General features: G+C 66.6%; 6 protein-coding genes. 5 read left to right on the forward strand and 1 reads right to left on the reverse strand.

Going from position 1 to position 11,820, the window contains the following annotated elements:
* Window positions 1–70 precede the first annotated feature (70 nt).
* The 4 genes from VF557_15545 (at window position 71) to rpsT (ending at window position 10,235) form a co-directional block, all read left to right on the forward strand.
* On the forward strand, window positions 71–8,644 hold the full coding sequence (locus VF557_15545; protein HEX8081624.1) for a SpvB/TcaC N-terminal domain-containing protein: 8,574 nt from the start codon (window positions 71–73) through the stop codon (window positions 8,642–8,644).
* On the forward strand, window positions 8,641–9,270 hold the full coding sequence (locus VF557_15550; protein ID HEX8081625.1) for a hypothetical protein: 630 nt from the start codon (window positions 8,641–8,643) through the stop codon (window positions 9,268–9,270). The genes VF557_15545 and VF557_15550 overlap by 4 nt, the downstream gene beginning before the upstream one ends.
* Before the next feature lie 130 nt (window positions 9,271–9,400).
* Window positions 9,401–9,811, forward strand: a complete 411-nt coding sequence (locus tag VF557_15555) for a hypothetical protein (GenBank protein ID HEX8081626.1) — start codon at window positions 9,401–9,403, stop codon at window positions 9,809–9,811.
* Between the two features lie 163 nt (window positions 9,812–9,974).
* A complete protein-coding gene (rpsT, locus tag VF557_15560) occupies window positions 9,975–10,235 on the forward strand; it encodes a 30S ribosomal protein S20 (protein HEX8081627.1) in 261 nt (86 codons plus the stop codon).
* A gap of 135 nt (window positions 10,236–10,370) precedes the next feature.
* Here rpsT and VF557_15565 read toward each other — a convergent pair whose 3' ends face one another.
* Window positions 10,371–11,345, reverse strand: coding sequence for a DNA polymerase III subunit delta (locus VF557_15565; GenBank protein HEX8081628.1), 975 nt, complete (start codon window positions 11,343–11,345; stop codon window positions 10,371–10,373).
* Between the two features lie 9 nt (window positions 11,346–11,354).
* Between VF557_15565 and VF557_15570 the strand changes: the two genes are divergently transcribed.
* Complete coding sequence (locus VF557_15570) at window positions 11,355–11,636, forward strand: hypothetical protein (protein ID HEX8081629.1); 282 nt, start codon at window positions 11,355–11,357, stop codon at window positions 11,634–11,636.
* Window positions 11,637–11,820 lie beyond the last annotated feature (184 nt).

The following is an 11,820-nucleotide window of genomic DNA, read 5'->3' on the forward strand; positions in this document are numbered from 1 at the left end:
CATGGGCGTATCGCGCCGCGTGCCTATTTCTCGTCGGACGCGATGGATCAGCGGATCCACCGCCCTGGTCATGGCCGTCTCACTGTTCACGGTGGTGGCGCCGATCGGGCTTCCCGGAGCCCCGACGGCAGCCCTGGCAACCGATCCGGCCTGCACCGACACCTCGCTGCCGCCGCCGAGCACCACCACGGCCGATCCGGGTCAGACCACGATGATCCAGCAGGACGGCAGCACGGTGGAGGTGCCGCCGACCGCGGTCGACGCGCCGACAGCGATCACAGCCGACTCGCTGTGCGCCTCGCAGCTGCCGCCGCTGGACTCAGGCATGACGAATGTGACCGAGGGCCTTCGGGACGGCTACCGGTTCACCCCGCACATGACCTTCGACGCCGACCTGCACATCACCGTGCCCTATGACGACGCGCTGATCCCGGCCGGGCTGTCCGAGCAGGACGTGCAGCTCTACTACTACGACACCGCCCAACTGCAGTGGGTGGCGTTGCAGCGCGACACCCTGGACCAGGCCGCGGACCAGGTGGAGGCGCTGTCTGACCACTTCACCGACATGATCGCCGCGACGGTGACGGTGCCCGATCACCCCGAGAACGTGAACCTGAACCCGACCAGCATCAAAGACCTCAAGGCCGGTGACCCGTCGGCCGGGGTCGGCATCATCGACCCGCCCACGGGCAACAACGAGGGCGACGCGCGGATCTCCTACCCCATCGGCCTGCCCGAGGGCCGGCAGGGCATGGCGCCGCAGCTGGGGCTGGGCTACTCCTCCGCCGCGGGCAATGGCTGGCTCGGGGTGGGTTGGGACCTGTCGGTGCCGGCCGTCTCGATCGACACCCGGTGGGGCGTGCCCCGCTATGACGCGGCGAACGAGACCGAGACTTATCTGGTCGGCCAGGGCCAGTTGACTCCGGTGGCGAACCGGGGCCCGGCGGTGCCGCGCACCGCGGAGAAGGTGTTCCAGTCCCGGGTCGAGGGTGCGTTCGACACGATCGTCCGGCACGGCAGCACGCCCGCGAACTACTGGTGGGAGGTCACCGACAAGAGCGGCGCCCGGTCCTTCTTCGGCGGTGACCCGGTGTCCGGTCCGATGGCCGCTGCCCGGCTGGCCGACGACGCCGGAAACATCTACCGGTGGGCGCTGCGCGAGACCCGTGACCTGCACGGCAACGCGGTGCGCTACGACTACCAGACCGTGTCCGACGTCGGCGTGGCCGGCGGCACCGTGCAGGGCCGGCAGCTGTACCTGCGCACCATCGACTACACCCGCAAGGGCAGCACGGCGGGCCCGTACACCGTGAAGTTCGTGCGCGACAGCGAACTCGCGAACTACACCCGCCGCTCCGACGTGGTCATCGACGCACGCGGCGGGTTCAAGATGGTCACCGCCGAACTGCTGGCCCGCGTAGAGGTCGCGTTCAACGACGCCCCGGTGCGCTCCTATGACCTGGCCTACCAGAACGGCGCGTTCGGCAAGAAGCTGCTGGCCTCGGTCACCCAACGAGGCGCCAACGGCACCTCACTGGGCACGCACACGTTCAGCTACTACGACGACATCCGCAACGCGACCGGCGGCTACGACGCGTACGCCGCCCCGGTGGACTGGACCGTCGGCGCCGATGGCGTCACCGGCGGACTGCTCGGGCGCGGCCAGGCCAGCGCCATCTCCGGATCGCTGAGCACCAGCGTCGGCGGGCACATGTACGCCGGGTTCAACGCCACCAAGCCCAGCAAGTTCGGCAGCGCCGGCGCGAAGGTGGGGTTCACCCGCAGCAGCACCGACGGCAAGCTCGCCCTGGTCGACCTCAACGGCGACGACCTGCCGGACAAGGTGTTCAAGACCAGCGGCGGCATTTCCATCCGGTTCAACACCTCCGGCCCGGACGGCACCACCGACTTCGGCGCGCCCGTCGCCACCCCCACCTTGCCAGGCATCGCCAAGGAATCCGCCGACACCACCTCCTTCGGCGCCGAGGTCTACCTGACCGTCAACGCCTTCGCCAACCACGCCGAGACCTTCACCAAGAGCACCACCTACTTCAGCGACGTCAACGGCGACGGGCTCACCGACCTCGTCCACGACGGGACCGTGTTGTTCAACCACCTCGACACCAACGGGGTGCCCACCTTCACCGCCAACAGCAACGACACCCCGGTTCCAATCGGCTCCGGAATCCTCGACACCAACAACCTGGTCCAGGACTACACCGCCAATCGCGATCAGCAGGACACCAACAACCCACCCGTCGACGTGCTCCGCCGGTGGACGGCGCCTCTCGCCGGCACCGTGCAGATCACCGGCGCCGTCACACTCGTACAGGACACCAGCCCCGATCGCGCCGCCTACACCGGCGCCGACGGCGTCAGGGTCGCGGTCCAGAAGAACGGCACCGAGCTGTGGTCCACCGTCATCGGCGCGAGTGACTACGCCGCAAAGACACCGGCCGGGGTCAGCGCTTTCGCGGTCGCCAAGGGCGATCGGCTGTACTTCCGGGTCGGGTCTCGCTCCGATGGCGCCTATGACCAGGTCTCCTGGGACCCCGTCATCCAGTATGTATCGTCGGGCGTCGCCAAGCCGGCGGCCCTCGACGCCAACGGGATGGACCTTTACCGCTACCAGGCTTCCCCGGACTTCACCCTGGCCGGCCGGCGCGGCACCTCCGTCCAGGCACCGCTGAACGGCACCGTCCGGCTCACCGGCAACCTGCACAAGCTCGGCGCCACCAGCGACGACATAGCCGTGGAGGTGACGAAGAACGGCCAGGTGATCACCAGCCAGTCCATGGCCGGTACAGCAACCGGTGACATCCCCGTCCAGACGGATACCACCGTCGCCAAGGGCGACACCATCGCCTTGCGCGTGAAAGTGGACTCACCGATCAACGTGAGCAAGCTGTCCTGGGCGCCGACGCTTTACTATCTCAGCTCGCCGGACGTCAGCAAGGTGAGCGACGACGCTGGCAACCCATTGATCCAGCTGCACCCGCCCTACGACATCGACACCTACCCGGTCAAGAACTCCACCTCACCCGAGGTGGCGCAATGGACGGCGCCCGCGACCGAGACCGTCTCCATCAAGCCCGTCATCAACGTGACGTCCGGCACCAACGGCACGGCAACCTTCACCGTCAAGCGTCGCGGCGCGCTCGTGGCCAAGAGCACCATCACCATCACCAACGGCGTCGTCAGCGGTACCGGCGCGCTCTCGGTAGACGTCGTCAGCGGCGACCAACTGTACTTCCACGGATCCCTAGCTGACCCCACCCTCAGGTCCAAGATCACGTCGGAGTACGTGCTAGTCACGCGACCGGGAATGACGGCGGTCGGTGTGGACATCATGTGGCACCAGGGGGCCAATTGGGGCTTGCTGGCGGCGCCCTATCGCGGGTGGACCTATGTCGGTTACAACGGCGCCGGGGCTCGGGGCGCCAGCCCGGTCGCCGAGGCCGATCTGAGCCAGGCGTTCAGCTCCAGCTCGACCTATGACCCGCGAACCGCGAAGGCGCATCCGTTCTACCCGTCTTCAGAGGAAGGTTCCTGGCGGGGTGCTGACGGCTCGGCGTGGGTGAAGGCGTCGACATTGAGCAGCTCCCGGCAGGGCATGGACAGCATCGGCGTGCCGACGGCCAGTGATGTGGCCGGCGCGCGGGCGGTGTCGCGGCTGAGCCACACCACGCAGGACGGGGTGGGAGGCGAGGTGTCGTACTTCTCTGGTTCGACATCAGATGGCAGCAGCGCCAGCGACGTGGACTTCCTGGATCTGAACGGTGACCGGTTTCCCGACATTGTCAGCAACGGCAAGGTGCAATACAGCACCGCTATTGGTGGGCTGGACGCGAGCAGCAAGTCGGTGCCCGGATTGGGCACCCCGCGCAACAGCGACGCCTCGGCGGTCAATGTGGGTGTGGGCGGCAGCCCGGCGCATTTCGCGGCCAACGGCCGCGGCGAGGTCGACACCTCCAACTCCGGGCCGGTGCGCGGCAATAAGACCGGCAGCCAGATGGTGTCGCTCGGCCTCAACGCCGGGCTGGGCTGGGGCACCTCCAAACCCAAGCACGACCTGCTCGACGTCAACGGCGATGGGCTGCCCGATGTGGTCAGCCGTGACGGCGCGCAGTTGATGGTGGCGCTCAACCTCGGCTACGGCTTCGCGGCGGCCGAGCCGTGGGGCACGGCGGTCATCAACGACGGGGCGAGTGAGAATGGCACGATCGGGGCGACCCTGGGCTTCAACACCGGCCTGTACGACTTCGCCGGCGGGGTCTCGCTGACCAAGAACAAGTCCCTCACCAAGGAGACGCTCGACGACGTCAACGGTGACGGCCTGCTGGACCGGGTGCTGCCCGGCGGCAGCGGCGGGATGCAGGTGGGCCTCAACACCGGCAACGGCTTCACCGCCCCGGTGGCCTGGGCCGGTGCCCTTAACGGCGCGTGCGCCGACGACACCAGCGTCGGGCAAGCCGACCTGGATTGGGACCACGCCCGGCTCTGCTCCGGCAGCACCGGGCTCGGCGCGGGCGCCTACTTCACGGTCGGGTTCCCGCTGTGCGGGGCACAGTGCTTCCTGATCCTCAATCCTGGAGCGGACACCGATCAGTCGATGGCCCGCGATGAGGCCAGCCTGCGCGACGTCGACGGCGACGGCTACGCCGACCACCTGGCCAGCTCCGACGACGGCCAGCTCAAAGTCGCCCGCAACCGAACCGGGCGCACCAACCTGCTCAAGTCCGTGTCACGTCCGCTGGGCGCCTCGTTCAGCATGGAATACACCCGCGATGGCAACATCACCGCCAACCCCACCTCACGCTGGACTCTGACCAAGGTCAGCGTCAACGACGGGCACGCCGGTGACGGCGCGGACACTCAGGTAACGGAGTACTCCTACTCCGGCGGGGTCTACAGCCGCCTGGAGCGGGAGTTCTACGGCTACGCCCAGGTCAAGGCTCAGCAGCTGGACACCGAGTACGGCGACGCCGTCTACCGCAGCACCGTGCAGGACTTCCGCGTCGACAGCTTCTACACCCACGGACTGCTGGCCAGGGAACGGCTCTACGCCAGTGGCGGAAAGGTGCGCACCGACACGGAGAACACCTACGTGCTGCGTGACGTCGCGACCGGGGCCGAACCGGCCGACAGCTCAAGCACAACCGCGACGGTCTTCCCGATGCTGACCCGCACCGACGAGCGATTCCACGAGGTGCACACCACACCACGCAAGACCACCTACACCGTCAATCACTACGACACCTTCGGCGACATCGACACCAACACCGACTACGGCGACACCGGTACGGCCGATGACGTGGTCGCGACAATCGGCTACACCTCGTGCCCGACCACCGGTGTGCGGATCGCCAACTCGATCACCGTCAACGGCGGCGGCACGCTCATGCGCCGCCGCGAGTCCACGGTTAACTGCGTCACCGGTGACGTCACTCAGGTGCGCCAGTATCTGGCTGATGGCAGCGCGGCCGTTACCGATATCGACTACACCGGCGACGGAAACCTGCTCAAGGTCACCGATCCGCCCAATGCGGCCGGGCAGCGTGGCTGGCTGAGCTACGAGTACGACACGCCCACCAGCACCCGGGTCACGAAGATCACCGACAACTTCGGGCTGACCTCGACCGCCACGCATGACCTGCGGTTCGGCTCTGTGCTGACCCAGGTCGACGTCAATAACAACGCCACCACCTACGTCTACGACGAGTTCGGGCGACCCACCACTTTCACCGGTCCGTACGAGCAGGGCAGCGGCACGCCGACGATCCGGTTCGAGTACCACCCCGAGGCTGCGGACCCGTGGGCGATCACCCGGCACCTGGACAAGTTCCGCAGCGCCAGCGACACCCTCGACACGGTCGTGTTCGTCGACGGACTGGGGCGGCAGATCCAGACCAAGAAGGACGCCACTGTCTACACCGGCACGGCCAGCGCCGCACGGGACGTGATGACAGTCAGCGGGAAGGTCACCCTCGACGCGCTCGGTCGCCAGAACCACGTGCACTACCCCGTGACCGAGCCGCTGGGTACGCCCGGCGTCTTCAACACCAACTACGACACCGTGAAGTACACGAATTTCGGCTATGACGCCCTGAATCGGCTGGAGCACGTGTACTCCCCGGACGGCACCAAGACCGACTATGACTACGCCTTCGGTACCGATCGATCCGGCGCCACCCAGTTCGGTCAGACTGTGATCGACGGGATGGGCCATGAAAAGGTCTACTACCGCAACGTCCGCGAGCAGTTGGTGAGCCTGAAGGAGTACCACACCCCGACCGGCGGCACGCAGCAGACCATCTGGACCAGCTACGCCTACAACCCGCTGGGTGAACTGACCACGGTCAAGGACAACAGCAACAACACCACCCAGCAAAGTTTCGACAACCTCGGCCGTCGCACCGTGATCGACAACCCCGACACCGGCAAGACCCAGACGAATTACGACCTGGCGTCCAACCCGATCAGCAAGGTGACGGCCAACCTGCGCGCCACCAGTCAGCAGATCGAGTACAAGTACGACTACGACCGGCTGACCTCGATCACTTACCCGCGCTTCCCGGCCAACAACGTGACCTATGCCTACGGCGCGCCGGGGGGCAGTGACAACCGGGCCGGTCGGATCACCCGAGTCACCGATCAGGCCGGCAGCGAGGACCGGTTCTACGGCAAGCTGGGTGAGGTCACCAAGGAGATCAGGACGGTCATCGGTGACACCGGCAGCTCCCCGAAGACCTACACCACCTCCTATCTGTACGACACCTTCGGTCGGCAGCAGTCGATGACCTACCCCGACGGGGAGACGCTGACCTACCGGTATGACTCCGGGGGCATGGTCCGCGCCGCGAGCGGCGCCAAGGGCAGTTTTAGCTACGCCTATGTCAATCGGGCCGAGTACGACAAGTTCGGCCAGAAGGCCTTCGTCGAGGACGGTAACGGCGTCAAGACCACCTACGCGTTCGACCCGGTCATGCGCCGGCTCAGCAACACCCAGGCCGGACCGCTGCTCTCACCCAACGGAACGAACCTGGGCAACTTCCAGAACGCCTCCTACACCTACGACAAGGTCGGCAACGTCAAATCGGTCACCAACAACATCGAGGTGCCGTCCCCACCCAACTTCGGCGGGCCTTCCACGCAAACGTTCACCTATGACGACCTGGACCGGCTCACCGACGCTGCTGGTAGTTACCAGTTCGCGCCCGGCAAGACCAACAACTACACCTACGCACTCGGCTACGACAACCTGCACAACACCACTACCAAGAACCAGACCAACACCATTGTTCAGGGCTCCGGTACCCCGGTGACGCAGGGCAAGACGACCTACAACTATGCCTACGCCTACGGTGGCCCGCAGCCGCACGCCCCGACCCACATCGGCACCAAGACCTACGCCTACGACGCCAACGGCAACCAAATCGGCTGGTCCGATGACACCAACGGCCAACAACGCACCATCATCTGGGACGAGGAGAACCGCATCCAGTCCGTCTTCGACAACGGCCAGGAGCAGAAGTACAAGTACGACGACGCCGGCCAACGGGTCATCAAACGCGGACCGCAGGGCGAGACGGCGTATGTGAACCAGTGGTTCACCGTGCGCAACGGCCAGATCGGCACCAAGCACGTCTTCATCGACACCACCCGGGTCGCGTCAAAGCTGGTCAAGGACAACGCCCGAGAAAAGGACAGCTACTACTTCCACCCCGACCAGCTGTCCAGCACCAACACGGTCACCGACGCCAACGGCAAGCTCTACGAGCATCTGGAGTACTTCCCCTCCGGCGAAGCCTGGATCGAGGAGAAGAGCAACACCCAACGCACCCCGTACCGGTTCGCCGGCAAAGAACTCGACGAGGAGACCGGGCTCTATTACTTCGGCGCCCGCTACTACGACCCCCGCACCGGACTCTGGCCCAGCACCGATCCAGCCCTGGCCGAGAATCTCGCCAGGCTGCCGGGCAATGACGACTCGCCGGAGCCGGACGTCGCCGCCCCAACCTTCCTCAACCTCTACAACTACGCCGACTCCAACCCGCTCACCAAGATCGACCCAGACGGCCGGGCGCCCAAGCCATGGCAACAACACATCATCAACGGCATCGGCGGAGCAGTCGATGAATTCACGGTAGAGGGTGCCTCGGCATGGGCACTGAAAGCGGCGGGCTCGAGGGTGACCGTCGACTCGAACTCCCGTATGTACATGACCGGCCGGGCTGGGATGGCGATTGGCACCGCTCCAAAGACCCTTGTGAAGCACGCCGCGAAGGGCGCCGCGAAGGGCGTCGTACGTGTGCGTGGCGGTGGAGGAGCAGGTCCGGTTCGCAGGGGTCAGGCGGGGGAAGCTGCGGTGTACGCCAAGTTCAACATCGGTCCCAAGGCAAGGAGGGTCGTCAATGGCAGGACTCGGATATTTGATGGTCTGAACAGCCAGGCGGTATCCGAGGTCAAGAACGTTGCTAGGCAGTCCTACACTCAGCAATTGAAGGACGGCATCGCCTACGCGAGAGCCCACGGGCTTCGGTATGACCTGTACGTGCGGAAGGACACCAAGCTGTCGGGCCCGTTGGCTGACGCGATTCGGGATCCGGCCAACCGAATCAAGTTGATCCCGAAGGTCCCATGACAGAACCGAAGAAGCGATCAAAGGGTCTTACTGCCGATGAGTTGATGGCGCTCCAAGAAGAGAAGCTACGCACGGATCCGAAGTACAGTGCCGAGGTTGAAGCCTTCGAAGCCGAACTTGAAAGGCGAGCGCGGAACCTGAGCATCGCCGAGCAGCCGATTGTGCGAGATCTCCGCAGCGTCGGAATCGAAGTCTCCTCGGTGTGGGATCTGGTGAACACCTCAGATCCCTACCCGGAGGCACTGCCCGTTCTGTTGGAGCACTTGAAGAAGGGCGGCTATCCGGACCGGGTCATGGAGAGCCTCGGCAGCGCGCTGGCGGTCAAGCCTGCGGCCTACGCATGGGAGACCTTCAGGGAGCTGTATCTATCCGCTGAGGGGCGTGGCGAAGAGGAGGGGCTTGCGGTGGCGCTGGCGGCATCTGCGACCAGGGAGCACCTCGAGGAACTGATCGCCCTGCTGCAGGAGGACTCCCGCAGTGACACACGGATTCACTTTCTCCGTCCGATCAAGCGAGTCGGCGGTCAGAGGGGTCGCCAGATGCTGGAGTCACTCGTGGATGACCCTATGTTTGGCCGCGAAGCGCGTGCCCTGCTGAAGGCCTCCAATAGGGCACGAAAAACCTAACGCAGGCAGCACAAGGAGCATTAGCGATAAAGGTTGGCCAAGGCTGAAGTGAGTTGATCTTGTGCTCTAGATATCGACCGGTTTTCGGCTGACGTGAGGGCCTCAGGGCGCGGATGCGAAGATGTGCACCATGACCCATCCCGTTGCTGACCCGCGCGCCGTCGCCGACCCGCGCGCCGTCGCTGAGTACCGCATCCCCGCCCCCGCCCTGTTGGCCGGCGACCTGGTGAACACCGCCCCGGGCGGTGAGGACGACTGGCAGGAGGTGCTGTCGGTACACACCGCCGAGACCCCCGGCGACGACGCCGACGCGGCCGGCCTGATCGCCGAGATCGGCGACCGGTACGTCGTCGTCCGGCTGACCGACATTGCCCCGGTGGACAGCCCGGTCTACTTCTCCGACGGCACCGCGCTGGCCTACGGCGCCGACGGCGAGGATGACGGCCCGATCACCGACGTGCTCTCCGAGCCCGACGCGGTCCGCACCTTCCTCTACACCCGCTTCGAGCTGGTGACCGTCCGCTCACGCCCCTCGATCTAGCTGGTCACGCCGCTGGCGGGCTTGCTCGGCTGCCACAGCTGGCCCAAGCCCGCTCGGGCGCTGATTTGGGGGCCGACCGAGCGCACTGGTAATCTGGCGAGGTTGTCCGGCACTCTGCGCCGGAACCATCACCACTTCAACGATCGGCATTTGAGGCAACTTCGTGGCGAACATCAAGTCCCAGATCAAGCGGATCCGCACCAACGAGGCGGCTCGGCTGCGCAACAAGAGCACCAAGAGCGCGCTGAAGACCGCGATCCGGTCCTTCCGCACCGCCGCCGACGCCGGCGACAAGGAGAAGGCGACCACCGCCTTCCTGCACGCCTCGCGGCAGCTGGACAAGGCCGTAAGCAAGGGCGTCATCCACTCCAACCAGGCCGCCAACAAGAAGTCGGCGATGGCCCACAAGGCCAGCTCGCTCTAGTTCGGCCCGCTCAACTCAACAGCCCGCGTACCGGCTCAGGCCGGGACGCGGGCTGTGTGCTGCCCGCCTCAAGTGGCGCTGGGTGCCTCGGACGCCTCCCGAAGTCGCGCGCCTGCCTGAACCGGACGCACAACCTCAGCGCTCGGCGCGGGCTGCGGCGATCCGCCGCACCGCCGACTCCAGCGCGTAGGCCGGGTCAGCCGCCGCGCCCTTGACGTCAGCGTTCAAAGCGGCCACCACGCCCAAAGCGTGCCGCAGCCCCGGCTCCGTCCACCCGCCGGCCTGGGACCGGGCCCGCTTGACCTTCCACGGCGGCATGCCCAGCACCGGGGCCAGCCGGAACGGATCCCCCGGCCCGGCGCCCATGACCCGGGCCACCGTTCGCACCCCATCGGCCAGCGCGTCGGCGATCACCACCGCCGGCACCCCGACGTTCAGCGCCCAGCGCAGGTTGGTCACCGCCCCGGCGACGTTGCCGATCACCGCCTGGTCGGCCACCGCGAAGCCGCTGACCTCGGCCCGGCCCCGGTGGTAGGCCGCCACCGCGTCGACGTCGATGGACCCGCCGGTGTCGCCGACCAGCTGGGCCGCCACCGCCGAGATCTCGCGCAGGTCGCTGCCGACGGCCTCCATCAGCGCGGCGGCCGCCTCGGGGGTGATCCGGCCGCGGAACCGGCGCACCTCGTTGCGCAGGAACGCCCGCCGGTCCTCGGCCCGGCTCATCTTGGCGCAGCTGATCTCGGCCGGCTTGGCCTTGCGGACGGCGTCCAGCACCGCCTTGCCCTTGGCGCCGCCCAGGTGCTGCACCACCACGGTCGTGTCGGGGTCGGTGTCCAGCAACAGCGGCACGATCGTCTGCACCCGGGCCGCGGGCAGGTCCTGGGCCGAGCGCAACACCACCAGCCGGCGGCCGCCGAACAGCGACGGGCTCAGCAGCTGCAGCAGCTCGGCCGGCTCCACCACGCCGGCCTCGGCCTCGTGCACCTCGACGTCGGGGTCCTCGGCGATCACCGCGTTGCACAGGTCCTCCAGCGCGCGGCTGACCAGGTACTCCTCGTCCCCCACCACCAGGGTCAGCGGGACGACGGCGTTCTCAGCGGCGGGCGGCACGCTGACATGGTGTCACGCCGCCACCTCGAGAACGTGGTTGGCTGGCACGACGGAGGTATCCAGATGCCTTCCAGACAGAAGGGGCGGCGGGCAATGGCGTTAGGCATGGGTGGCGCTTTCAGCGGTGGCTCACCGAATGGACCGCACTATGAGATCGAGGTCAACAAGGGAGCGACCAACGTCGGCAAGTTCCAGGACGCGGCCAACAAGCGCTTCGAGAACGGGTACCGGATGGCGCACGTGTTTGAGCAAAACGGCAACACGATATGCGTGTGGGAGCGGTTCCAATAGGGCTCGCAAGGCCTACCTGAATCAGATCGTCATGCCCTATCAGCGGTGAACCGCGAGCACGGCCCGCCGCGCAGCCGTCCGGCGGGCAACCTGCGCCCGCAGATCACCAGCGCCAGGTCCTGCGCCGCGCCGAACACCGGCGTCCCGGTGCCGAAGGTCCAGTCAATCTCCTCGGCGCGCAGCT

The sequence above is a fragment of the Jatrophihabitans sp. genome, assembly GCA_036389035.1.
In the GTDB taxonomy this organism is placed as follows: domain Bacteria; phylum Actinomycetota; class Actinomycetes; order Mycobacteriales; family Jatrophihabitantaceae; genus Jatrophihabitans_A.

Excerpts from the sequence above, each read along its gene's own strand:
- VF557_15545 (HEX8081624.1), top strand. The coding sequence starts at position 71 with ATGGCCGTCTCACTGTTCACGGTGGTGGCGCCGATCGGGCTTCCCGGA.
- VF557_15550 (HEX8081625.1), top strand. The coding sequence starts at position 8,641 with ATGACAGAACCGAAGAAGCGATCAAAGGGTCTTACTGCCGATGAGTTG.
- VF557_15555 (HEX8081626.1), top strand. The coding sequence starts at position 9,401 with ATGACCCATCCCGTTGCTGACCCGCGCGCCGTCGCCGACCCGCGCGCC.